This is a genomic window from Cycloclasticus sp. PY97N, assembly GCF_002443175.1.
Lineage (GTDB): Bacteria > Pseudomonadota > Gammaproteobacteria > Methylococcales > Cycloclasticaceae > Cycloclasticus > Cycloclasticus pugetii.
In genome coordinates this window covers 524,261-550,392 of record NZ_CP023664.1, presented here as the reverse complement: position 1 = coordinate 550,392, position 26,132 = coordinate 524,261, and the positions used below count along the sequence as shown (strand labels likewise).

Genomic DNA, 26,132 nt, shown 5'->3' with positions numbered 1-26,132 from the left:
ACTTTTCAGACAATCAAAAAAACAGGCAAGTCACATCAAGTAACTTACCTATCTTAAATACTACATTTTACATCTCAATTATCAAGCTGAACGACCCCTTGATACTTTCATTGATCGACGATTAGATTATTCGTCCCTATTAGACTATTCAGGTCTGAAACATCACCATTAATTAGAATACTTTGATCAATGATTCCGGATGAATTAGCATCTCCGCCTGTATAAACATCAATAGTAGTAGTATTACTAGTATTATCAAAAGTAGCTTTTAGATAATTATCCAAATTATCCGCACCGCCAATCTCTAATGTTGTACCAGGGTCGAGTAGATCACTAAGATTAAGCACATCCCCTTCAACTACACTAAAGTCATTGACCGTATCAGTACCAGTATCGCCATCATTCCAAATAAACTCATCAGCCCCAATACCACCACTCAAAATGTCGTTTCCAGCACCACCGATAAGTACGTCATGACCAGCACCTGCACTAAGGGCGTCAGCTCCATCATACCCATAAAGGATATCGCCTCCAGCAGTTCCTCCAAGGGAAATATCATCAGCATCTGTTCCACGAATCAATTCGCCAGTACTATCAACTGTTGATGATGATGAGCCGTCAGATGTAATAAGAACTGAGAAATCACCAGATGTAGTATCGCCATCGGTATCTTCACCAACATAAGTAAAGTTAAGAACTTCATCATCAACAGTTGTTGTCGTTGATGTAGAGATTGAATTAATGACAAGGTTCTGGTCTGTTGCAGAAACTTCGACCGTGCTAATTTCGGTAACTCCAAAGTCTCTAGCATTAAGAGTTAATTTCCCGCCTACTAGAGCTGAACCATAAAATGTAACAATAGACCCACCATTAACCTTAATTTCGATTGGAGTATTTGCATCTGGAATGGCATTATTACTACCTTGTCCGATGCCAATCTGAACAGAAGTTTGTGCAGTTGTGTATGTTAATTCAACCCACTCACCATCCTGAATAGTTTGCCCTCCAACTGCTGTTGAGCCCATTCCATTATTATTACCATTCACATTTGCATAGGAGCCATCATCAAACTTACCTCTAACAATAACAGATGTATTTGCTGGCTGTTGACTACTATTGTTACCAGACTCTAAAGCCCCATCATCGAGTAACCAATAAAAAGATTTATTACCACCTTCGCTCAACACTCCAAGACCATAATCAGTAACAGTCACAAGTTCCAGAGGTGCAAAAACTACAAACTTATAATTAACATCATTACCGTCAACTACGGGAGTCACAGTAAATACAGGTGCTCCTGACTCAGTTTTAGCAATCAAACTTCCATCGAGCCCATTAGTATAAACCAAAGGTTCACCGCCAGATGTGAGCTCTAGATTAAAGTTTTTGGATATGGTTACATCCCCATAACCATCTTGATTAGCATCGAACAAATCATCTACAAGAGTACTACCGATAGCATTATTCACTACTAAAGGAGGAGTATACGATTCGTCTATTGGCGCATAATCTATAGTTATAGAGCCAGGGTTCACCACTGGGTTCTCAATTGTGCCGGCATCACTCGCGACAGTAGCCGTGATTGACGAAGCCGCTGTTAATGTTAAGGTCGATGATTGTGTACCGTTAGCTGTAAATGCCACATCCGTGCCATTCGCAACACTAACTGTTACGGTTTCGCCTGCTTTAAACACATGACCAGCCAAGGTTACATCCACACTCGCAGAGGTAGCATCTTCATTCACTGTTTGATCACCAACTGTGACAGTCGTTGTGTCAACATAGTCTTCAACAGTTAATGTGCCTGTGTTCACCACTGGGTTCTCAATTGTGCCGGCATCACTCGCGACAGTAGCCGTGATGGATGAATCTGCATCTGCTTCTACAATTGAATCAGAGTCGGCAGTTAGTGTTAAGGTCGATGATTGTGTACCGTTAGCTGTAAATGCCACATCCGTGCCATTCGCAACACTAACTGTTACGGTTTCGCCTGCTTTAAACACATGACCAGCCAAGGTTACATCCACACTCGCAGAGGTAGCATCTTCATTCACTGTTTGATCACCAACTGTGACAGTCGTTGTGTCAACATAGTCTTCAACAGTTAATGTGCCTGTGTTCACCACTGGGTTCTCAATTGTGCCGGCATCACTCGCGACAGTAGCCGTGATGGATGAATCTGCATCTGCTTCTACAATTGAATCAGAGTCGGCAGTTAGTGTTAAGGTCGATGATTGTGTACCGTTAGCTGTAAATGCCACATCCGTGCCATTCGCAACACTAACTGTTACGGTTTCGCCTGCTTTAAACACATGACCAGCCAAGGTTACATCCACACTCGCAGAGGTAGCATCTTCATTCACTGTTTGATCACCAACTGTGACAGTCGTTGTGTCAACATAGTCTTCAACAGTTAATGTGCCTGTGTTCACCACTGGGTTCTCAATTGTGCCGGCATCACTCGCGACAGTAGCCGTGATGGATGAATCTGCATCTGCTTCTACAATTGAATCAGAGTCGGCAGTTAGTGTTAAGGTCGATGATTGTGTACCGTTAGCTGTAAATGCCACATCCGTGCCATTCGCAACACTAACTGTTACGGTTTCGCCTGCTTTAAACACATGACCAGCCAAGGTTACATCCACACTCGCAGAGGTAGCATCTTCATTCACTGTTTGATCACCAACTGTGACAGTCGTTGTGTCAACATAGTCTTCAACAGTTAATGTGCCTGTGTTCACCACTGGGTTCTCAATTGTGCCGGCATCACTCGCGACAGTAGCCGTGATGGATGAATCTGCATCTGCTTCTACAATTGAATCAGAGTCGGCAGTTAGTGTTAAGGTCGATGATTGTGTACCGTTAGCTGTAAATGCCACATCCGTGCCATTCGCAACACTAACTGTTACGGTTTCGCCTGCTTTAAACACATGACCAGCCAAGGTTACATCCACACTCGCAGAGGTAGCATCTTCATTCACTGTTTGATCACCAACTGTGACAGTCGTTGTGTCAACATAGTCTTCAACAGTTAATGTGCCTGTGTTCACCACTGGGTTCTCAATTGTGCCGGCATCACTCGCGACAGTAGCCGTGATGGATGAATCTGCATCTGCTTCTACAATTGAATCAGAGTCGGCAGTTAGTGTTAAGGTCGATGATTGTGTACCGTTAGCTGTAAATGCCACATCCGTGCCATTCGCAACACTAACTGTTACGGTTTCGCCTGCTTTAAACACATGACCAGCCAAGGTTACATCCACACTCGCAGAGGTAGCATCTTCATTCACTGTTTGATCACCAACTGTGACAGTCGTTGTGTCAACATAGTCTTCAACAGTTAATGTGCCTGTGTTCACCACTGGGTTCTCAATTGTGCCGGCATCACTCGCGACAGTAGCCGTGATGGATGAATCTGCATCTGCTTCTACAATTGAATCAGAGTCGGCAGTTAGTGTTAAGGTCGATGATTGTGTACCGTTAGCTGTAAATGCCACATCCGTGCCATTCGCAACACTAACTGTTACGGTTTCGCCTGCTTTAAACACATGACCAGCCAAGGTTACATCCACACTCGCAGAGGTAGCATCTTCATTCACTGTTTGATCACCAACTGTGACAGTCGTTGTGTCAACATAGTCTTCAACAGTTAATGTGCCTGTGTTCACCACTGGGTTCTCAATTGTGCCGGCATCACTCGCGACAGTAGCCGTGATGGATGAATCTGCATCTGCTTCTACAATTGAATCAGAGTCGGCAGTTAGTGTTAAGGTCGATGATTGTGTACCGTTAGCTGTAAATGCCACATCCGTGCCATTCGCAACACTAACTGTTACGGTTTCGCCTGCTTTAAACACATGACCAGCCAAGGTTACATCCACACTCGCAGAGGTAGCATCTTCATTCACTGTTTGATCACCAACTGTGACAGTCGTTGTGTCAACATAGTCTTCAACAGTTAATGTGCCTGTGTTCACCACTGGGTTCTCAATTGTGCCGGCATCACTCGCGACAGTAGCCGTGATGGATGAATCTGCATCTGCTTCTACAATTGAATCAGAGTCGGCAGTTAGTGTTAAGGTCGATGATTGTGTACCGTTAGCTGTAAATGCCACATCCGTGCCATTCGCAACACTAACTGTTACGGTTTCGCCTGCTTTAAACACATGACCAGCCAAGGTTACATCCACACTCGCAGAGGTAGCATCTTCATTCACTGTTTGATCACCAACTGTGACAGTCGTTGTGTCAACATAGTCTTCAACAGTTAATGTGCCTGTGTTCACCACTGGGTTCTCAATTGTGCCGGCATCACTCGCGACAGTAGCCGTGATGGATGAATCTGCATCTGCTTCTACAATTGAATCAGAGTCGGCAGTTAGTGTTAAGGTCGATGATTGTGTACCGTTAGCTGTAAATGCCACATCCGTGCCATTCGCAACACTAACTGTTACGGTTTCGCCTGCTTTAAACACATGACCAGCCAAGGTTACATCCACACTCGCAGAGGTAGCATCTTCATTCACTGTTTGATCACCAACTGTGACAGTCGTTGTGTCAACATAGTCTTCAACAGTTAATGTGCCTGTGTTCACCACTGGGTTCTCAATTGTGCCGGCATCACTCGCGACAGTAGCCGTGATGGATGAATCTGCATCTGCTTCTACAATTGAATCAGAGTCGGCAGTTAGTGTTAAGGTCGATGATTGTGTACCGTTAGCTGTAAATGCCACATCCGTGCCATTCGCAACACTAACTGTTACGGTTTCGCCTGCTTTAAACACATGACCAGCCAAGGTTACATCCACACTCGCAGAGGTAGCATCTTCATTCACTGTTTGATCACCAACTGTGACAGTCGTTGTGTCAACATAGTCTTCAACAGTTAATGTGCCTGTGTTCACCACTGGGTTCTCAATTGTGCCGGCATCACTCGCGACAGTAGCCGTGATGGATGAATCTGCATCTGCTTCTACAATTGAATCAGAGTCGGCAGTTAGTGTTAAGGTCGATGATTGTGTACCGTTAGCTGTAAATGCCACATCCGTGCCATTCGCAACACTAACTGTTACGGTTTCGCCTGCTTTAAACACATGACCAGCCAAGGTTACATCCACACTCGCAGAGGTAGCATCTTCATTCACTGTTTGATCACCAACTGTGACAGTCGTTGTGTCAACATAGTCTTCAACAGTTAATGTGCCTGTGTTCACCACTGGGTTCTCAATTGTGCCGGCATCACTCGCGACAGTAGCCGTGATGGATGAATCTGCATCTGCTTCTACAATTGAATCAGAGTCGGCAGTTAGTGTTAAGGTCGATGATTGTGTACCGTTAGCTGTAAATGCCACATCCGTGCCATTCGCAACACTAACTGTTACGGTTTCGCCTGCTTTAAACACATGACCAGCCAAGGTTACATCCACACTCGCAGAGGTAGCATCTTCATTCACTGTTTGATCACCAACTGTGACAGTCGTGATGGAATCATCATCAACTATCGTCACGGTAACAGATGATGCGTCTGGGTTAATTGTTGCATTAACAGCATCTATCAAAACAATTTCAAACTGCCCATCTTCTTCAGGAGTGCTGTCTTCTACAATATTCACATAAACAGGGAATGTTTGCTCACCAGCGGGAATTGTCACGGTTATTGGGCTAACGCCATCGAACCAATCTTCACCAAACGTATTCGCGCCATTATCTGCACCCGTTTGCTGGAAAATATAAGTAACTTGAACATCTTGACCGTAGACTTTGTCGAGTGCAAGTGTAAAAGCTACCTGACGCGTTCCAGGCTCACCCTGAACTTCAGAAGTTCCCTCTAAAACCAAAACACCCGCGGGCGTCACCACAACTGGGTATTCTGGCGTTGGTGTTGTTGGCGGCTCTTGTGGGTTATCTGGGTTTTCTGGATCTATCTGCACTTCCACTTGAACTGAAACACTCACCATAGGAGCATCCTCTATAACTGGAGGCAACTCCTCATCTGGCTGTAAAAACTCTTGGCTAATACCAAGGGTATCGAATCCTGACTCTACCGGTGCTTTAGGGTTTAGGTAATCCACACTGACAATGCTGTGACCGTTATTACCCTCTGTTCCGCCTGCGGCCGGCCCAGCTGCTGTAGCTGGTAGCTCCGCTGTTGGGTCAAAGTCTGGGTTATTTGCTAATGCTTCTTGCAGTGCGGCAACTTCGTCGTTGGCATCTGCTCGGTTTTGCGCTATTTGCTCACCTTCTTGATTGAGCACGTCTTCGTTTAACACGATACTTGAGTTACTACCCAAGTCTAAGACAGTACCATCGCTAAAGGCAATCACGATAACGCCGTCGCCTGTGACAATCTTTTCATTTTCAGCGACTGTATCGCCTATGCTTAAAATGCGCTCCGTTCCGTCTTCTGCGATTGCTTTAACAATCCCTGTTACTGATTGTACTGTGCCTACATTAGCCATGGTGTTTCTCCGATCCGTTGGTTTTTACATTCTTAATAATAGTGAGTATTGCTTACGTTTACTGGTTTATCTATTGTACTAAAGTACTAAATTTACTTATTTTTTATGACTCTGGTGGTATATCGACCAAACAATGAAGGTCGGTTAACGTTACACCAGTTAATGTTGATGAGTAGGTTGCCGGCTGATCTTCCACCGTGGTGACACTAATTTTTGTGCCTTCACTCAATGCTTCTAATGAAATAGACACATAATCACTCAGAATATCATTGCTTTCGTCAACCAACAGATCCAGCAGGTCTAATGCCTCTGGTTCGTTACTAGTTACATCATTTGCCATAATCTTGTCCTATTTATGCGCCCGCAATGTCTCAAGCAATGTGGAGGTCATTCGACGCGTTATCCATGCCTCACCAGCATTCATGGCCGCCAATAGTTTATTGCTATATTGCTTTAATCCGCTTAATGATTGATAGCCTTGCGCACCAGCCAGTAAGCATGCTAATACCGTCTCTTCATCAAGCTTGTCAGCGATAACAACAACCTTGCTTTTTGCGTTAGTGTTAACGATTAACTTTACATATTCTTCAGTTTGCTCTTTTCGTACATTGTAATGCAGCAATACAACGACTGATGCCACGTTATCAATGACATTCAATGCCTTAACCTCATCATCAATCGTTTGAATACAAGCATTATCACCTAACAACAATGAGGTGATTTGATCTGTTGTGTCGATTACCAGTGCATCTATCATTGTTGAGGCCAAACGTTCATTGCTGCTAAGTTAACCGGAATTTTAGGTCAGCCGCTTGAGACTGGCTATTGTACTAAGGTACTAATTTTGAGTTTTTATACCTTAAGACCACAAGAAGTGATTACAAGATATTATCGTCATCCCCAATGAGATTACTTAAGGCATTAACATCATGGCGTAATTTTTTACGTTTATTAAGCTTATCTTGCACCGCCTCTGGCAATTCAGTAAAAACGAATACCTGCTTTTCCATTAACATATCTACCAAATCCTCAACCACACGTACCATTTCACTATCAGAGCGGCTCAAAGATTCCTTAAGCTTATTGGCTTGAGATGGTTTTCTTAGAAACTCAATAACATCCGCATGGCCGACATCAAGCCACTCTCCATTAGCCTTATCGCAGACATCTAATAATTCCGTCACTTCGCCGTGCTCGTTGCGATTAACATAAGGCATATTGGTAGCTCCGATTGCATTTTCTGAAATTTGTTCTAGTATCACTAAATCAAAAACAATAATCAAACTTAGTGCACAAAATACGGATTTTTGTGCCTTATTTCGTATCAAGTGGATAAAAGATGACCGAAGCAACTTTAAAAAAACCGTTGGATAATATGGCAGGCATAACAAACCAGGATGACCCGCTGCTGTTAGCTTTATTGTCAGTCTGCAAACTACTCAACACGCCTCATTCTGCTGACTCGCTAACCGCCGGTTTACCGTTAGTAGACAATAAACTTAATGCGTCACTTTTCATACGAGCAGCTCAACGAGCTGGATTATCAACAGGGCTTATCCGCCGCCCACTGGCTGAAATATCCAATTTAGTTTTACCTGCTATCTTGCTACTAGATGACGATAAAACCTGCGTTTTAATTTCCAAAAATGATGATAACTGCACCATTATTTTACCGGAAACAGACAGCGGTGAAAAAACAGTCCGTCTTAGCGTATTAGACGAAATTTACACTGGTTCTGCTTTTTTTATTCAAGCAGAGCACACCTTTGATAGCAGAACAGCCAACTCTGTTATCCCTAAAGCAAAGCATTGGTTTTGGGATGTTATTTTTAAATCTTGGCCAATATATAGCGAGGCGCTAGCCGCTTCGTTACTGATTAACTTATTCGCTCTGGCGTCTCCACTGTTCATTATGAATGTATACGACCGTGTCGTACCCAATCATGCACTTGAAACACTATGGGTACTGGCGATAGGCGTCGCTATTGTATTTATTTTCGACTTTATTATGAAAGCACTTCGAGGCTATTTCATTGACGTTGCAGGCAAACGATCAGACATTATTCTTTCAGCGACCATCTTCGAAAAAGTTATGGGCATTAAAATGGAAAACCGCCCTAAATCTGTCGGTGCTTTTGCCAACAATCTTAGCGAATTTGAATCATTCAGAGACTTTCTAACCTCTGCCACACTAACCACTTTAATTGACCTCCCTTTCTTATTTATTTTTATTGCGGTTATTTATATGATCGGTGGTAACTTAGCGTTTGTGCCACTAACTATTTTGCCCTTGGCTATTTTGGGTGGCATAGCTGTGCAAAAACCTCTTAAGAACACTATTAACGAGCTGTTTAAACACTCTGCTCAAAAAGGCGCCACCTTGATTGAGTCGCTTAACAATCTAGACTCGATCAAAAGCGCTGGTGCTGAAGGGCAAATGCAAAGCAAATGGGAACAAAATATTGGGCAGATTTCTCGCCTAGGCCTTAAGTCACGCTTTTACTCATCTATTGCTGTCAATTTAACCACCTTCTTAACTCAGATGGCTTCTGTATCGGTAGTGATTTTTGGTGTATATAAAATATCTGAAGGTGAACTTACAACCGGTGGATTAATTGCTTGCACCATTTTAACAGGTCGTGCATTAGCACCTATAGGACAGGTCGCCTCATTGCTAACCCGTTACCACCAAGCTCGTACATCACTGGATACACTGACTAATATGATGTCGTTGCCGGTTGAACGCGAACCGGGTAAAAAATATTTACACCGCCCAACGTTTAAGGGTGATATTGAGTTTAAAAACATCTCATTTAGCTACCCCGAACAACCGGTTAAAGCACTGGATAATATTTCATTCAAAATTAAAGCCGGTGAACGAATCGCCTTTATCGGTCGTATTGGTTCTGGCAAAAGCACTATTGAAAAACTAATGCTCAGCATGTACGAACCTCAAGAAGGGTCCATTTTGATAGACGGAACAGATATTCGTCAAATTGACCCGTCTGACCTTCGTCGCCAAATTGGTTACGTGCCGCAAGACATCTCGCTGATGTTTGGTAGCGTTAAAGACAATATTACAATGGGTTCACGCTACGCTGACGACGCTTCTATTTTACACGCTGCTGAAATCGCCGGTGTTACCCAATTTGTCAATCGTCACCCCGAGGGATTTGATATGCCCGTTGGTGAACGAGGCGCGTCTTTATCTGGCGGACAACGTCAAAGTGTAGCCGTGGCTCGGTCTTTGTTACTATCGCCACCTATTTTCATTATGGATGAACCCAGCAACTCTATGGATAATAGCACCGAGGCGCGCTTCAAAGAGAAACTATCGGAGCAGTTAAACAACCAAACCCTTATTTTAGTAACTCACCGAGCTTCTTTACTATCACTTGTAGATCGCCTTATCGTACTCGATGGCGCTAAAATCATGGCCGACGGCCCGAAAGATAAAGTCCTAGAAGCATTGAAAAAAGGACAAATCAAGGTTTCAAACTAATAATGTTAAATAAAATTTCAACCGTTAAAAAGAAATACAAGCAACACGCCGAAAATCAGACCTACGTAACTGATGTAAATGCAGCCAGCCTCTATGGCGCATCCATTCAAAGCCACTTGATTTTATGGATAAGTTTTATTTTTGTCATCATTGCCCTTATTTGGGCTAATTTTGCCGAACTAGATGAAGTGACTCGTGGCTCGGGCAAAACAACCCCCTCAAGCCATATTCAAGTTATTCAAAATTTAGAGGGAGGTATTCTGGCTGAAATTTTAGTTCGTGAGGGTGAAACCGTCGAAAAAGGCCAAGCCCTGTTACAACTAGATGCAGTTAGGTTTGCCTCCTCTTTAAATGAAACAAAACTCAAATATCACGAATTACTAGCAGCAACAGCTCGGTTAACCGCTGAGGTCAACAATACAACACTGGTTATTCCTGATGATGTATTAAAAAACGCCCCTGAGATTGCTAAAAATGCAGTGCAACTCTTTAAGTCTCGACGCAAAGAATTAAATGCCGCCACCCAAACAATAAAAGAACAAATAAGCCAATATACGCGTGGCTATGCGTTGTTACAGGAAGAGCTGGAAATGTCTGCGCCTTTGGTAGATGAAGGCGCCATGTCTAAAGTAGAACTCCTTCGTATCAAACGAGAAGCGAACAGCCTAAAAGGCCAATTAACAGAGGCCAGAAATAAACTCCATGAAACCAAGGTGCGCTTCCAAACAAAGGCTCTCGAAGAGCTAAACCAGACCAAAGCAGAGCTAGATAGAACCAGCGAATCGACATTTGCGCTAGAAGACCGAGTAACACGTACACGTGTACTTTCACCAGTGAAAGGTGTTATTAAACAACTAAAGGTCACCACTGTTGGTGGTGTCATCCAACCCGGCATGGATTTAGTTGAAATTGTCCCCATTGACGACCAATTGTTAATTGAAGCGCAAATTCGCCCCGCCGACATTGCTTTTCTTCACCCAGGACAAAAAGCCATGGTGAAGCTAACAGCCTATGACTTTTCTATTTATGGTGGACTTGAAGCAGAGCTTGAGCATATTAGCGCCGACAGCATTACCAATGAAGAAGATGGTGAAAATTACTATATGATTCGATTGCGCACTAAAAAGAATTACCTTGAAAGAAATGGTGTAAAGCTAAGCATTATTGCTGGCATGACAGCAGATGTCGATATTTTAACGGGCAAAAAAACTGTGTTAGATTACTTGCTTAAACCCATTTTAAAAGCGAAAGAACGCGCACTCAAGGAACGTTAACATGTGGTTGCCAGGCAACAATCTTATTTATTCCAAGCGACTAGCACTGACCACCGACTCTAAAGAGGCGAGCTAAATGCACCGCATCGCTATTTATTCAGACAACCCTGATATTGTGAAACTCTGGTCTCACGCCTTAATCAGTCATTTTGACATTTTTACGGCCACCAGCAAAAAGGAATTAAGCAACGCTTCGGTTGTCGTCATTGACTCAAAAAAGGTCGACACTGACGCAGATTTAACCTCTACATTAACCTCAACTTCAGCACGCATTTTGGTGGTAGGGAAAAATTGGTCAGAAAATAAGCAAATTAATGCCCTCGTCCATGGCGCTGCCGGGTATTGCGGTGAATCTGAACCCGCAAAGCTTCTAGTGCAGGCCGTCAACAGTATAATAAAGGGAGACATATGGATTCAGCGTCACCTTGTGCCGCGAGTGATTGGTACGCTGGTCAAAATGAAACCACAGCCACTTGAAGCAGTTAATAACACCGAATCGATTGAGTCTTCTGCTCTATTGGCAACATTGTCGTCACGAGAAAATGATGTTGCGAATATGATTCGAGATGGGGAAAGCAACAAGGCTATTGCAACAGCCCTAAACATATCAGAACGTACCGTCAAAGCTCACCTAACATCCATTTTTAAAAAACTTGGTGTCTCTGACAGGTTACACCTCGCCCTGTATATTAAAGAATATAGTTGACCTAACTTGGTGCTTACGTTAAATTCAGCCGTATAATTTGGTATAGATACCTATTTTTACACCACATAATAAAGCAAGAGGGAACTATGAGTCTTAAACTAAAAATAGCTGTAAGTGGTCTGTTGGCACTCAGCTTAAGCACAGCAAGTGCTGAGACATTGCAAGATGCAATTCAACACACTATCAATGAAAACCCACAAATTCAATCTGCCAAATCTGAACGTTTAGCCGTTGAGCAGGAAATCAGTCAGGCTAAAGCTGGCTAAAGCTGGCTACTTTCCAACTGTAGACATTGCTGTTGGTGCTGGTTGGGAGCGCTCTTTCAACTCTTCAACAAAGGCAGATGGTTCTGAGTCAAAATCTCTTGGTAGAGATGAGGCCTCTATCCAAGTCAGACAGATGATCTACGACGGGTTTGCGACGGCCAGTGAGGTTAACCGCCAAACGGCTAGAACAAACTCTCGTGCTTATACAGTTTTTGGCCAAGCAGAAATTACTGCCCTCAACGCGGTTGAAGCCTATATTAATGTTTTACGTCGCGAAGAACTATTGGCATTAGCTGAAGAAAACTTAGCGGTTCACCAAAGCACCAACGAACAAATTTCCTCACGGAGTAGTCGTGGTGTTGGGCGCAGGGCAGATGTCGAGCAATCAACAGGCCGTTTATCACTATCACTAGCGCAAAAAAATGTTTTATCAGAAGTGGGTAATTTAAAAGACGCTCAGACCGCTTATTTAAGAATAGTTGGCCGCTTACCTTCCGAGTTAGAACCCATCACTCCACCTGAAGACGCCTTACCAGCCACCTTCGACCAAGCGGTTGATAGCGCCATTGCTAACCACCCCATTTTAAAGTCAGCAAATTCAGATATTAAATCCGCTATTGCACAGCACGCAACAGCAAAAACAGCCTTTTTACCACGTGTTGATCTTGAACTCAGCGCTACGCACAACAAAGATATTGATGGTATTGAAGAGGTCAATGAAGATGCCTCTGCAATGCTTCGCTTGCGTTACAACTTATTCAACGGTGGTAAAGATGCTGCTCGTCGTAAAGAAACCGCTCAACTGATCAATCAGGCAAAAAGTATAAGAGATAACACATACCGCCAAGCCGTAGAAAGTATGCGACTATCATGGATTGCTCATCAAACGGTGAAAAATCAAATGGCGTTTTTTGAAAGCCACCGTGATTCAAGCATTAAAAGTAATGAAGCTTACCAAAAGCAATTTAATATTGGTCGTCGTTCGCTATTAGATTTACTAGACTCTGCTAACGAAATGTTTGTTGCTAAAAGCGCTTACACTAATGCGAAATACGACGAGCTATTCTCACAATTCAGAATCCTTGCCAGCGCAGGCGCACTGAATAATTACCTCAATATTGCATTACCCGAAGAGACCACCATCTTACCCGAGGTTCAACCTTGGATTGGCGCCTCACAAAGAGGAAAAGTAACGCCTACTTATTCAGCAGCCCCTGAGTAGTTACTAACATAAACAAACTAAAAAGCCATTAACTTTTGTTGATGGCTTTTTTTTGACTTACTTTTAAAACATATAATCCAAATTCCTATTAGAGAACTAGAATTTATTAACCCTCATTCTGTTTTTCATACTGCCCCATTTATTTAAACGATCCGAACCTCCTAATTTCTTTCCGGTCCCTCGCGACTTTGCCAACCATAGACCCGAACCGTTAAAGCTATAGACAGGTAATAGGTCTCGCCGCATAGATGCCGGAGAAATAGCTGGTTTTAAATTATCTAACACCGCTGGAATACTGCCTGGTTTTTCAAAGTACGTCAGCACCATATGTGCTTGATCCAACTCAATGGCCTTCACATAGGTGATTCGCATCTTGCTGTCTGGGACACCCAACTCAATAAGCGTAAAATACTTAGCAATTGAGTAATCCTCACAATCCCCCGCCCCTTTAGATAAGGCTTCTAATGGTGTTGCCCAATAATCAACTAATCCCCACAACTCATCATCATCCACAAACTCAAGCTGTTGATTAAAGAAGTCATTAACCCGCTCCAGTTTTTCTTTTTCAGGTAGATTTTTTGCCGACTGAATCAGGCCTTGCCAGGCTAACACCCTGTTTGACGCATGCTTACCATATTTCATTTCCACCTTGGCGATAAGCTCTGAACTAAAATTTAGTGCCGCTGGAGAGACCACAACAACCACCAAGCAAAACAAAAAAACGATAAGCTGTAACCAAGCGCTGCACGGACGCTTAGAACCCCTGTTGGCAACCGCTTGTTGGCAGATCGTGTTCATATAGCAGATCAATCGTTTTATAGACTAACGACTAGCGCCTAAAACACCCATTTTTGTTAAACATTCAATGTCTTCATCGGCCTGAATATTCTCTGCTAACACCTGAATATCTAATAACTCTCCTATTTCAAGCATTGTTTTTACAAACTCACGTTTCTCAACATCCTGCGCAATACCGTTACCAAGGTCTCGGGCCAGACGAATATAGTCAGGCTTTAACTCTTTAACTGCCTGGGGCAACATTGACTGCGTCTCGAATCGCTTAATAAGAACCTTGGCATTATGTTTACGTATAAAGTGAATAAATTCTTTATACACACCGATCTCTTTATTAACGGCATACGCCGACAAGCTAAAAACTAACTGACCTGCAACCGCCTGGTTTTGATTTAACAAAACTGTCAACCAGCCCCTAAAATCACTACTCTTTACCGTTCTGCTAGATAAGTTAATGGCTATTTGATTGGAAATATTATTCTCTTTGATATGATCAATGACTCGAGACACCACCCCTTTATCGAGGTCTACAATCTTTACAAACTTTTCGGCTATCGAAACAAAGGTGCCAATTGAAAGCACATCACCATTCTTATCAAGTGCTTCAGAAAAGGCATCTTGCATCAACACATCCGCCGTTTGGAGGTTCTCCGTTGTGCTGACATAGGAGACTTTAAAGTCATCATTATCAACAATATCAAACACCAACTCCTTCCATTCAGCCATATCCTTCGCTCGATCTTTACCTTTTCGAAGGTAGTAACTATTAGCACCAATAAGCTGCGCTTGTTCATACGCTTCATTAGCAGCCAACAAAATATTGTTTTTCGGACTAAATGGGTCAAAGGCCGCAACGCCTATATGTGCGATATCTTTTTTATTATATTGCTCGCCCAATTCAGTAAATGAAGTGCTTAATGATCGAGCTAATCTTTCTGACTGATCAACTGTTGCACCGCGCATTAACAACACAAACTCTGAACCAAAAAAACGATATGCGTCGATATCCACCGAAGAGTCAACGCTCGTTTTTGATTTTAATATTTCAGCAAAATCCTTAATAAATTGATCTATCGTATCAGGGCCTAACTCTTTGACTAAACTTGTTAAAGCATCTATTTTTATCATAAAAACAAAAGCCTCTTCATGTGAGCTTTGCACTTCTTTCAGCCTCAGTTCAAAACTGCTTTTTTTACTTAACCCAGTCAACTCATCCAGTTGAAGTTTCTTACCAATGTTCTCCAGTTTTTTGTTCAGGTTTTGAATGACACGTTCTAACTTTTTAGACATTATATTCATCGACAAAGCCACCTTTCGAACCTCAGTTGTCCAAGGTAAGCGCTTAATCATATCGAAATGCCCTGTCGATATCGTTTCTGCCATGACGCCAATTCTTTTCAGCGAAGACAAGGTTATTTGCAACACCAACAACAACAAAACAATCGATGCAGCAAAAACCATAAGCGAGTAATAGAAACTCGTTTTCACTTGCTCATAAAGTTTAAAATACGCATAGCCAGGATTAATTGTTACCGAAATAGTGCCACTGATACTCCAACCAGAACTAATTTCACTGTCGGCACGAGCTGTTTGCATGGGCACAAAGTCAATAAACCACTGAGGAACTGAAGCAAATGTTTTATCATTCCTCAGTGTTACCAAACTCTGCCCTGTCACATCAACCAGCTTAATTTCCTTGTAATAACCACGATCAAATATTGCTTTCATCATTGTTTCAAGTACGGGGTCTTGAGTGTCCACCATATAGGGGCTAAGTGATAAGCCCAATGAGGTCGCCGTATCTTGCGCATGAATTTGTGACTCCCCTTCCAAATAGCTTCTTATATTGTTTACACTCAATACAAAATTCACACTGAAAATAATCAGAAATAGCGCAGAGATAAGAATCAGTAATTGTTTAGATAACGACATGCTTATACACCTTCTCAAGTAGGTTTTTGATCGGCAATGACTCAATCGTTAACGCAAGTCAACGCATCACCGCCAGACGTTCTTAACTATAGCGCAAATCTGGCATTATTCCTTAAACGTTAAGCGCCAATTGTTTCTGTTATTCTAAACAAAAGTTCAGGCTAACCCGCATTACATAGCTTATTAATCACCACTGTTTTTCAAATATGCTGACGATATGATCATTCAGCATTTATAATGCGCCCTCTACAAATTATCTGGTGATATATGACCACTAAAAATGCTTTTTACGCTCAATCTGGCGGTGTCACCGCTGTTATCAATGCAAGCGCCTGCGGGCTCATTGAAACTGCACGTCAACATGGCGATAAAATAGGCAAGGTATACGCAGGCCGTAATGGCATTATTGGCGCCTTGACCGAAGACCTTATAGACACATCGTTAGAGTCTGATGAAGATATTGCCGCCTTACGTTATACCCCTTCAGGTGCATTTGGTTCATGTCGTTATAAATTAAAAAGCTTTGAAGAAAACCGCGCTGAATACGAACGTCTTATTGCTGTTTTCAAAGCTCATAATATTGGTTATTTCTTTTACAATGGCGGCGGTGATTCACAAGACACCACGCATAAACTTTCCCAATTAAGTCAATCATTAGGACATGACTTGCGTTGTATCGGCATTCCAAAAACTGTCGACAACGATTTACCGCTTACTGATAACTGCCCAGGATTTGGCTCCGTTGCCAAATATGTGGCAGTTTCAATACGTGAGGCTGGCTTTGACGTTGCCTCAATGGCACGCACATCAACCAAGGTATTTGTACTTGAAGTAATGGGCCGGCATGCGGGTTGGATTGCCGCAGCTGGTGGGTTGGCAGCTGAAAGAGAAGGTGAGTCACCACATATTATTTTGTTTCCTGAGATTACGTTTGACCAAGAAAAATTTCTAGCCAAAGTTGAGAGCACTGTTAAAAAACATGGCTTCTGCTGCATCGTTGTTTCTGAAGGAGTTAGGAATCCTGACGGAACGTTTTTAGCGGAGGCTGGCACCCGTGATGCCTTTGGTCATGCCCAACTAGGTGGTGTCGCTCCGGTAGTTGCTGACATGATTAAAACTGCCCATGGCTACAAATACCATTGGGCTGTGGCAGATTATTTACAACGTGCCGCACGCCATATCGCCTCTAAAACCGATGTAGACCAAGCCTATGCGATGGGCAAAGCCGCGGTTGAGCTGGCGCTTGACGGAAAAACCGCTGTCATGCCAACCATTGTTCGCACCAGCAATAATCCATACCAATGGGAAATAGGTGTTGGCGAATTAAAAGACGTTGCTAATATTGAGCAAATGCTTCCTCCGCATTACATCAGTGAAGATGGTTTTGGCATTACCGCTGAATGTGAAGAATACTTGCGACCTTTAATTATGGGTGAAGACTCTCCTCCTTACGTTAATGGCCTCCCCCAATACGTTCGCTTGAAAAACTTACCGGTTGAAAAAATACTTAACGAGCCGTTTGACCTGTAACTAACGCTACAATACTTACCTTCTATTAGACGATGACGTTACCTGCCTATTTAAGCAAACTAATTATTTCTTATTAGGCAGAAAATCACTTAGTCCTCGATTCCCTGTGAGCACTATAAGCGCTTACAGCTAGCGACTGGCCGCTCATTAACCATGCGTAATCTTGGTTACAGGATGGCGAACCAGCCCGTCAATTGATGAAGGAGGCAGCTAAATTAAGCGATAGTCTTTTAATGCCCTTATCAACCGCCTTACTCTCTATTGCATAAACCACAGTCCACATACAAAATACTATCGAACCCACACTGCTATTGCCGCGTTTAATCCATAAATAGCTGTGTTATTTGCTGCTAAACACTTATCCTTAAGCCCATGAAACTACTTAACCTCATTTCTCGCGGCATGGCGCCATTAACGCTCATATGCGCTGTGATCGCATTTTATCAACCCGCTATTTTTTTAATTTTTAAAGATTATTTTCTCTGGTTTTTTGCCGCCTCTATGTTTGCCTTGGGCGTAGTGTTAAAACCTGATGAATTAAAAACAACAATAAAAACTCCCAAACCGATCTTAATTGGTATCTTAAGCCAATACAGTATTATGCCCCTACTCGGCGCGACCGCCGCTTGGTTGGCCGGTTTACCAGCAGAAATAGCTTTAGGCGTTATTATTGTCGGTTGCGCACCCGGCGCAATGGCCAGTAATGTTATCGTATTCTTGGCCGGCGGAGCCGTCGCTTTCTCTGTCACGCTCACCACCATAGCAACATTCTTATCGCCTGCCTTAACTCCATTATTAGTTGAATGGTTAGGCGGCACTTACCTGCCAATTCCCTTTTGGCCGATGATGAGAACCATCTTACTAACGGTTTTACTGCCACTCACCTTTGGCATGCTGATTAGAAAAACCCTAGGTCAACATGCAAGGCCGCTCATTGAGTTCGCCCCTTCTATGGCTTCACTGGCCATTATTATTATCTGCGCTTATGCCGTTGCTGCTAACCACGACCGTTTAAATAGCATTACCCCTGAGTTGTTTTTAGTTATTATTTCCGTCAATGCACTGGGTTATTTACTCGGTTGGAGCATTGCAAAGTTTTCTCACTTTAGCGCCCCTTATCGCTTAACACTCGCGATAGAAATCGGCATGCAGAATGCGGGCTTAGGCGTGGCACTTGCCCTTAAACACTTTTCCCCCGAAACAGCCTTACCCGGTGCGTTGTTTGCTGTTTGGTGCATCCTAACCGGTGCGGGTGCTAGCGCTTGGCTACGCCACAAACAACGGTTAAACGCGTTAACAAACGAGGCAGAAAGAACTTAGTTTATCAATGGGTCTATTTTACTGACCGAAATAAATTAAGGACTACCCATGATTAAATGTATTAACAAACTTCAATCTGTCTTAGATAGCACTCGTTCAGTGGATTTTTTGGCACCGTTGGCATTAAGGCTCTATCTTGCACCCATTTTTTGGCTCGCTGGCACCCAAAAATTAGCGGCTTTTGATAGCACTGTCGACTGGTTTGGCAATGCTGATTATGGCTTGGGCTTACCTTTCCCCTATTTTATGGCTGCTGCTGCAACTTGGGTAGAAATTATTGGCGCCGTTCTTTTACTTATTGGGCTTGCTGTTAGGTGGGTTTCTATTCCGTTAATGATCACCATGGCTGTTGCTGCTGTGACCGTGCATTTACCCAATGGTTGGTTAGCCATTGCTGAAGGCAGCGGCTTGTTTGCCAATGAGCGAACTCGTGGCGCTGTTGAGCGTCTCAACGTTGCAAAAGAGATTCTTCATGAACACGGGAATTACAACTGGCTCACCGAGAATGGTAGTGTCGTTATCTTGAATAATGGTATTGAATTTGCGAGCACTTATTTCATCATGTTACTTGTACTATTTTTTATGGGTGCGGGAAAATACCTTAGTTTAGATTTTTGGATTGCTAAAAAATTTAAGGGATAATTAAATTATGGATAGTCTATTTTCAATGAATGTTGCACTTTATTTATCAAGATCCATTGAGTTCTTAAGTGCTGCCTTTGTCTTTGCGTTGACCGCATTCCTCATACTTTCGGTTATTCTTTACGTCAAAGACCGCACGCAAAAAAAATCAACTATTTTAAGAAACTACCCGCTTATAGGCCGCTTTAGGTTCTTGTTTGAAAAGGGAGGCGAGTTTTTTCGACAATATTTCTTTGCCATGGATCGTGAAGAACTGCCTTTTAACCGCGCTCAACGAAGTTGGGTTTATCGGGCTGCAAAAAATTTAGATGCCACTGTAGCTTTTGGTTCAACCAAAGACCTACGACAGCCCGGTGCTATTATTTTCGTTAATTGCCCCTTTCCAAAACTGGAACATGAAAACGCTGCCTTAGGCCCAATCATGATAGGCCCCTATTGCAACAAACCATATTCAACGTCATCGGTTTTTAATATTTCGGGAATGAGTTTTGGCGCTATTTCCAAGCCTGCAGTACAGGCGCTTTCACACGGCGCTAAAAAAGCCGGCTGTTGGTATAACACCGGCGAAGGTGGCCTGTCCCCTTACCATTTGGAAGGTGATTGTGACCTGGTTTTTCAAATTGGTACCGCTAAATATGGCGTTCGCGATCAGCACGGACAATTAAGTGATGAGAAACTCGAATCGATTGCCCGACACCATCAAGTTAAAATGTTTGAAATTAAGCTCAGCCAAGGGGCTAAACCAGGAAAGGGAGGCATTTTACCCGGTTTAAAAGTCAGCCAAGAAATTGCCGATATTCGTGGCATACCCGCCGGTATGGATTCAATCAGCCCAAACCGTCACGTTGATGTTAATTCAACCACTGAGCTTTTGGATTTAATTGAACATGTCCGCCATGTAACCGGCAAACCGGTTGGCTTTAAAACCGTTGTCAGTTCGTGGCAATGGCTTGAGGAGCTGTGTGAATTAATCTGTTCTCGTGGCGAAGAATCCGCTCCCGACTTTATTACTATTGATGGTGGCGATGGCGGAACCGGTGCAGCGCCTATGTCATTAATTGATAATGTCGGACTAACGCTTACTGAGTCATTACCAGCGGTTGAGAATACCCTTCTTAAATATGGCCTTCGTAAACGTATTCGTATTATCGCTTCCGGCAAACGTATTAACCCTGCTGAGGTCGCTTGGGCTTTGTGCGCAGGCGCCGACTTTATCACCTCAGCACGTGGTTTCATGTTTGCTCTCGGCTGCATACAAGCCCTGCAATGCAATAAAAACACCTGTCCAACGGGCATCACTACACACAACCGTGACCTACAACGTGGTCTCGATCCAGCGAATAAAGCAAATCGCGTTGCTAATTATCAAAAGAACTTAGTTAAAGAGGTGTCTACTATTGCTCATTCGTGCGGTGTTTCAGGGCCAAGACGCTTACACCGGCACCACGCTCGTATCGTCATGCCAGATGGCATGTCCGTTCCATTAAACGAGTTACAGCCTTACCCTGACACCGCTATTAAATTACATTAATTGGCGTAAGTAGCTTGCAACGACCTCACTTGCAGGGCCATAGATTTTTTCTTTAAACTCTGACTCAACTTGAGAGGGCTCAAGGTTAAGCTCTACTGTATGGGCTCCGGCTTGATTAGCCATTTCTACAAAACCTGCAGCAGGGTATACATTGCCCGATGTCCCTATTGACAGAAACAAGTCACATTCGATAATCGCTCTGTAAATCTCATCCATTTGATAGGGCATTTCGCCAAACCAAACGATATCTGGTCGCAGGGTCTTTTGTTGTCCGCAGCACTCACACACCGAGTCTTCATTTAAATTTTCATAAACTGTAAATCTTTTTTCGCTCTGCTTACAAAAACACTTCAATAACTCGCCGTGCATATGGATAATATTTTTTGTGCCTGCTCGCTCATGTAAATTATCTATATTCTGCGTTACCACTAATACAGACAGTTCATTGTTTTTTTCTAGCTCAGCGATTGCAAGATGCGCCTCATTTGGTTTCACCTCGCCACTTAATAACTGCTGCCGACGCATATTATAAAAACGGTGAACCAATGCCGGGTTTCTTGCAAAGCCTTCAGGCGTAGCCACCTCTTCTATTCTATGCTCTTCCCAAAGCCCATCACTGGCTCTAAAGGTTTTAATGCCTGACTCCGCCGATACCCCTGCACCGGTTAATATAACGATTGATTTAGCGTTCTTCATTCATCACAGCCTCATAGCCTTGTTTATAAGTCGCATACTTAAACTGGTAGCCGCCCTCGGTTAATTGCCGACTATCTATTCGCTTATTATGACTAGCCGTTTTATCTAATATCTTTGCACTACAAGAGGCTAACCCTAGTTTTTTTGTGATATAGCTTGCCACATTCCATTTTTCGGCAGGATCTAGGTCAGAGGCCAAATAAATACGCTCTAAGCCTTCACCATTCAACTGCTTAGTTAGCAAAAATTCAAGTACACCGATACAGTCTTCTCGATGAATTCGGTTTGTATAATATGGAGGGACTTTTTGAATCTCTGTGCCTCTTTTAAGCTGATTTATAAAGTAGTTTGAACGCCCATAAATTCCAGAAAACCTAATCACTGTTGCATGCTCATTAAACGCTAAAAACTGATCTTCAGCTTGCAATAAAAGCCGCCCTCTTTCGTCCATTGTCTCTGTCGCTGACTGCTCACTCACCCACTCCCCTTGTTGCTGAGCATATACCCTTGTGGATGATATAAAAAAAATCGGTAGCGTCGGGTTTTGCTGTTTTAATGCACTTAGCACCTGCTCTACCCCTATTTTAAACACATCTTTGTATGCAGAAATGTCTCGCCCTGTAGGAGACAATATATAAACAAGGCCATCAACATTAAAGTCTAACGCACCCACCTGTTCAGCATTCGTCACATCTGCCTGAATAAAATGAATATCTGAGGACTGAGTCTGCAAGGTTCTTCTCACCCCAGTAACTTCATGCCCTGTCGCCGCCAGCCTTTCAGCTAACCCCATGCCTACATCACCACACCCCATCACCATGATTTTCGCCATAATTATTCTTTTCTTTTATTTTTTTCTTCTATCCAAAGAGACATGTATTTTGTGCTTTTCATTAAATGATGTTTCAGCATAGCACCTTGAAAGTTATGCTGACGATGGGCGGCTAACTGATCTTTCACCGATATAATCCTTTCTATTAGCGGCTGCATAAACCGTGTTGATGAATAACACTGTTGCAATATATCCATACCTTGCGATTGGCATGTTTGCCACATCGACTTATTTGTATACAGCTTCACTGCTAAGTCTGCAAACGCCTGCGGCTCATCTTCAACAAAACCGTTCCATGGCAAATCTCCATGCATAGCCTCTGCCCCTACTGATGAGGTAACGCTCGGCGTACCGTTCTCCATCGCATCTAATAATTTGCCTTTCAAGCCCGCTCCAAAACGCAACGGCGCTAAACATACTCGCGCACGTTGCATCACGGTTTCCACATTATCTGCCCGTCCTTTTATATAGAAACCATCTTTTTCTTTATTCAGCTGAAACGCTTTGGGGGGTGGATAGGCACCATAAATGAATAACTCTGCTGCCGATAACTGCTGCCTAATACGCGGCCATATTTCTTGCTTTAAATACTGCACAGAGTCCCAATTTGGCGCGTGCTTAAAATTACCAATACAGATAAAGCCGTTGCGCTCTTCATAGCTAGGCCAATTGTTAGCCTTATTCTGGGCATCTTTAGTATCTACCATAAAAGGGTGGTAATGAATCAATGATTCATCCACTTTAAATACCGAGCTCAATAACGTCATCTCATAGCTTGAGATAATTAATGTTAGGTCTGTACGCAAAATACTCGCAATCTCTCGATAAGCGACATCGTTCATTAAATCAGCCTGCTTAAACTCCCTAGCTTTTTTTACTGCTATCTCACGTGCACTGCGTAAACAGTGTAGGTCTGATGTTTCCAGCATCGACATCGCTGTTGGGCAATGCTTTTCTACCCGCCAGGAGAATTGTTCTTCCACCATAAAGCGGTCATACAGAACGATATCTGGCGATAAATTGCTGATAAATACATCAAATGTAGCATCATTAACCGCAATACTTTGTCGTTTAATATTGAGCGACTCAAGCGGGTAACAATGCTCAGACGCCATTGCTGTGCAAGCATAGGTGATGGACCAGCCTTGCGCGTGAAACTGCTTTAATAAATCCATCATTCGCCGGCCCGCTGCAGACGATGTAGGCTCTGGCCAAAGAGCGGCGACAATTAATACCTTCATACGTTTATTTTATAGTGTTGCATAAAAAAGGGCCGGTAAAAACCAGCCCTTTTATTATTTACCGCGTACTAACTTATTTATTAGCTTCACGCTCTTTGGCTTCTTTAATCACTTCTTCAGCCACGTTTTTAGGACAAGGCATATAGTGAACAAACTCCATAGAGAACTGACCACGGCCTGATGTCATCGTACGTAAGTCACCAATGTAACCAAACATTTCGCTAAGTGGTACTTCAGCCTTAATACGTACACCTGTTGCGCCCGCATCTTGAGACTTGATCATGCCACGGCGACGGTTAAGGTCACCAATAACGTCACCGACGTGATCGTCTGGCGTGAACACATCCACTTTCATGATCGGTTCCATTAACTGTGCGCCCGCTTTAGGCATAGATTGACGATATGCACCATTCGCTGCTAATTCAAATGCAACGGCTGATGAATCCACTGCATGGAAACCACCATCCATTAAGGTGACTTTAACGTCTACACAAGGGTAGCCCGCTAACACACCTTTTGCCATTTGCTTTTCGAAGCCTTTTTCAACCGCTGGCCAGTATTCACGAGGAACATTACCACCGGTTACTTTTGATTCAAAACTAAAGCCTTCGCCTGTTTCGGCTGGTTCTAGAACATAATCAATTTTACCAAATTGGCCTGAACCACCTGATTGTTTCTTATGTGTGTAGCTATCTTCTAAGCGCTTAGTAATGGTTTCACGGTACGCCACTTGTGGTTTACCTACGCTAACATCAACACCATGGGTACGCTTAAGAATATCAATTTTAATATCTAAGTGAAGCTCACCCATTCCTTTAAGAATTGTCTCACCACTGTCTTCGTCAGTTTCAACACGGAACGATGGATCTTCTTTGATCATTTTACCGATCGCGATACCCATTTTTTCTGATCCTCCTTTATCTTTCGGTGACACAGCAATAGAGATAACTGGATCAGGGAACACCATTGGTTCTAAAGTTGCTGGGTTTTTAGGATCACATAATGTATGACCCGTTTGTACATCTTTCATACCCACTACAGCCACAATATCACCAGCTACAGCACCCTCTAGCTCGATACGCTCATCAGCGTGCATTTCCACCAATCGACCAATTCGTTCCGTTTTGCCCGTGAAGGTATTTAAAACTGTATCCCCTTTATTCATCACCCCTGAGTAAATACGGATAAATGTTAAGGCACCAAAGCGGTCATCCATGATTTTAAATGCTAACGCACGTAATGGACCTTTTTCGTCCACAATCGCAAACTTTCCTGTTTCATTCCCTTCTTCATCTGTCTCTGGCTGAGGCTTCACTTCAGTTGGGTTTGGTAAGAAATCTACAACTGCATCCAATACTAGCTGAATACCTTTGTTTTTAAACGCAGAACCACAGTATGTAGGGAAGAAATCAAGTGCAATTGTTCCTTTGCGAATACAACGCTTGATATCATCTAAAGAAGGCTCTTCACCTTCAAGATATGCTTCCATCAAGTCATCATCTTGCTCAACCGCCATTTCAATAAGCTTTTCGCGGTACTCTTCAACCTTATCGGCCATGTCAGCTGGAGGCTCACTCACTGTGTAGTTTTCAGGCTGACCAGAATCATCCCAAACGTATGCTTTACGTGTTAACAAATCAACAACACCTGTAAAGTCATCTTCAATACCAATCGGTAATACCATGACTAAGGGATTAGCATCCAATACATTCTCTACTTGATCAACCACACGGTAGAAATCAGCACCCATACGATCTAGCTTATTTACAAAAATAACCCGAGCTACTTCAGATTCATTCGCATAACGCCAGTTTGTTTCTGACTGGGGCTCAACACCACCAGAGCCACAGAAAACACCTACACCACCATCAAGTACTTTTAATGAACGATACACTTCGATAGTAAAATCAACGTGTCCCGGTGTGTCGATAATATTCATGCGGTGACCATTCCACTCACACGATGTTGCAGCAGACTGAATCGTTATTCCACGCTCAGCTTCTTGCTCCATAAAGTCGGTTGTTGATTCACCATCGTGAGTCTCACCTGTTTTATGAATTTTACCGGTTAATTTTAAGATACGTTCTGTCGTGGTGGTTTTACCCGCATCCACGTGGGCGAAAATACCGATGTTTCTGTATTTGGATAAGTCAGTCATAAGTCTACGAAGGTTAAGTTAATAAAA

General features: G+C 43.0%; 19 protein-coding genes. 9 read left to right on the top strand and 10 right to left on the bottom strand.

The window, feature by feature from the left end; translation table 11 throughout:
- Positions 1 to 107: 107 nt before the first annotated feature.
- From CPC19_RS02705 to CPC19_RS02690, 4 genes are all read right to left on the bottom strand, one after another.
- Positions 108 to 6,458, bottom strand: a complete 6,351-nt coding sequence (locus CPC19_RS02705) for a type I secretion C-terminal target domain-containing protein (RefSeq protein WP_096910737.1) — start codon at positions 6,456 to 6,458, stop codon at positions 108 to 110.
- A gap of 103 nt (positions 6,459 to 6,561) precedes the next feature.
- Positions 6,562 to 6,798 carry a type I secretion C-terminal target domain-containing protein gene (locus CPC19_RS02700; RefSeq protein WP_015006826.1) on the bottom strand — a complete coding sequence of 79 codons (237 nt, stop codon included), beginning with the start codon at positions 6,796 to 6,798 and terminating at the stop codon, positions 6,562 to 6,564.
- A 9-nt stretch (positions 6,799 to 6,807) separates the two neighbouring features.
- The gene (locus CPC19_RS02695) at positions 6,808 to 7,215 is read right to left on the bottom strand and encodes a response regulator transcription factor (protein ID WP_016390907.1); all 408 of its coding nucleotides are present in this window, start codon (positions 7,213 to 7,215) and stop codon (positions 6,808 to 6,810) included.
- 121 nt (positions 7,216 to 7,336) lie between these two features.
- Positions 7,337 to 7,675: a hypothetical protein gene (locus CPC19_RS02690; RefSeq protein ID WP_015006828.1), complete on the bottom strand. Its 339-nt coding sequence runs from the start codon at positions 7,673 to 7,675 to the stop codon at positions 7,337 to 7,339.
- A 122-nt stretch (positions 7,676 to 7,797) separates the two neighbouring features.
- Here CPC19_RS02690 and CPC19_RS02685 point away from each other — a divergent pair, with 122 nt between their 5' ends.
- From CPC19_RS02685 to CPC19_RS02670, 5 genes are all read left to right on the top strand, one after another.
- Positions 7,798 to 9,960, top strand: a complete 2,163-nt coding sequence (locus CPC19_RS02685) for a type I secretion system permease/ATPase (RefSeq protein ID WP_015006829.1) — start codon at positions 7,798 to 7,800, stop codon at positions 9,958 to 9,960.
- 2 nt (positions 9,961 to 9,962) lie between these two features.
- Positions 9,963 to 11,234 carry an HlyD family type I secretion periplasmic adaptor subunit gene (locus tag CPC19_RS02680; protein WP_015006830.1) on the top strand — a complete coding sequence of 424 codons (1,272 nt, stop codon included), beginning with the start codon at positions 9,963 to 9,965 and terminating at the stop codon, positions 11,232 to 11,234.
- A 76-nt stretch (positions 11,235 to 11,310) separates the two neighbouring features.
- Positions 11,311 to 11,940, top strand: a complete 630-nt coding sequence (locus tag CPC19_RS02675; protein WP_015006831.1) for a response regulator transcription factor — start codon at positions 11,311 to 11,313, stop codon at positions 11,938 to 11,940.
- Between the two features lie 86 nt (positions 11,941 to 12,026).
- Positions 12,027 to 12,206 (top strand): hypothetical protein, encoded by a 180-nt coding sequence (locus CPC19_RS11925; protein ID WP_240183342.1) that lies wholly within the window; start codon positions 12,027 to 12,029, stop codon positions 12,204 to 12,206.
- Positions 12,172 to 13,428 carry a TolC family outer membrane protein gene (locus CPC19_RS02670; protein WP_240183341.1) on the top strand — a complete coding sequence of 419 codons (1,257 nt, stop codon included), beginning with the start codon at positions 12,172 to 12,174 and terminating at the stop codon, positions 13,426 to 13,428. The genes CPC19_RS11925 and CPC19_RS02670 overlap by 35 nt, the downstream gene beginning before the upstream one ends.
- A 96-nt stretch (positions 13,429 to 13,524) precedes the next feature.
- Here the strand turns inward: CPC19_RS02670 and CPC19_RS02665 are convergent, their stop codons facing one another.
- Both CPC19_RS02665 and CPC19_RS02660 read right to left on the bottom strand, forming a co-directional pair.
- The gene (locus CPC19_RS02665) at positions 13,525 to 14,226 is read right to left on the bottom strand and encodes a transglutaminase-like cysteine peptidase (RefSeq protein ID WP_016390904.1); all 702 of its coding nucleotides are present in this window, start codon (positions 14,224 to 14,226) and stop codon (positions 13,525 to 13,527) included.
- 24 nt (positions 14,227 to 14,250) lie between these two features.
- The gene (locus CPC19_RS02660) at positions 14,251 to 16,155 is read right to left on the bottom strand and encodes a LapD/MoxY N-terminal periplasmic domain-containing protein (RefSeq protein ID WP_016390903.1); all 1,905 of its coding nucleotides are present in this window, start codon (positions 16,153 to 16,155) and stop codon (positions 14,251 to 14,253) included.
- Between the two features lie 267 nt (positions 16,156 to 16,422).
- On the opposite strand from CPC19_RS02660, the gene CPC19_RS02655 reads away from it, so the two are divergent.
- From CPC19_RS02655 to CPC19_RS02640, 4 genes are all read left to right on the top strand, one after another.
- The gene (locus CPC19_RS02655) at positions 16,423 to 17,685 is read left to right on the top strand and encodes a 6-phosphofructokinase (RefSeq protein ID WP_016390902.1); all 1,263 of its coding nucleotides are present in this window, start codon (positions 16,423 to 16,425) and stop codon (positions 17,683 to 17,685) included.
- Positions 17,686 to 18,057: 372 nt separating this feature from the next.
- Positions 18,058 to 19,005, top strand: coding sequence for a bile acid:sodium symporter family protein (locus CPC19_RS02650; protein ID WP_016390901.1), 948 nt, complete (start codon positions 18,058 to 18,060; stop codon positions 19,003 to 19,005).
- Positions 19,006 to 19,053: 48 nt separating this feature from the next.
- Complete coding sequence (locus CPC19_RS02645) at positions 19,054 to 19,647, top strand: DoxX family protein (protein WP_015006837.1); 594 nt, start codon at positions 19,054 to 19,056, stop codon at positions 19,645 to 19,647.
- A gap of 7 nt (positions 19,648 to 19,654) precedes the next feature.
- Positions 19,655 to 21,178, top strand: a complete 1,524-nt coding sequence (locus tag CPC19_RS02640) for an FMN-binding glutamate synthase family protein (RefSeq protein ID WP_015006838.1) — start codon at positions 19,655 to 19,657, stop codon at positions 21,176 to 21,178.
- Here CPC19_RS02640 and cobB read toward each other — a convergent pair.
- From cobB to fusA, 4 genes are all read right to left on the bottom strand, one after another.
- Positions 21,170 to 21,874, bottom strand: a complete 705-nt coding sequence (cobB, locus tag CPC19_RS02635; RefSeq protein ID WP_015006839.1) for a Sir2 family NAD+-dependent deacetylase — start codon at positions 21,872 to 21,874, stop codon at positions 21,170 to 21,172. The two genes, CPC19_RS02640 and cobB, sit on opposite strands and share 9 nt — an antisense overlap.
- A complete protein-coding gene (locus tag CPC19_RS02630) occupies positions 21,861 to 22,706 on the bottom strand; it encodes an NAD-dependent epimerase/dehydratase family protein (RefSeq protein ID WP_016390900.1) in 846 nt (281 codons plus the stop codon). The genes cobB and CPC19_RS02630 overlap by 14 nt, the downstream gene beginning before the upstream one ends.
- 2 nt (positions 22,707 to 22,708) lie before the next feature.
- Complete coding sequence (locus CPC19_RS02625) at positions 22,709 to 23,947, bottom strand: glycosyltransferase (protein ID WP_016390899.1); 1,239 nt, start codon at positions 23,945 to 23,947, stop codon at positions 22,709 to 22,711.
- 73 nt (positions 23,948 to 24,020) lie between these two features.
- On the bottom strand, positions 24,021 to 26,105 hold the full coding sequence (gene fusA, locus CPC19_RS02620) for an elongation factor G (protein WP_016390898.1): 2,085 nt from the start codon (positions 26,103 to 26,105) through the stop codon (positions 24,021 to 24,023).
- Positions 26,106 to 26,132: the final 27 nt, after the last annotated feature.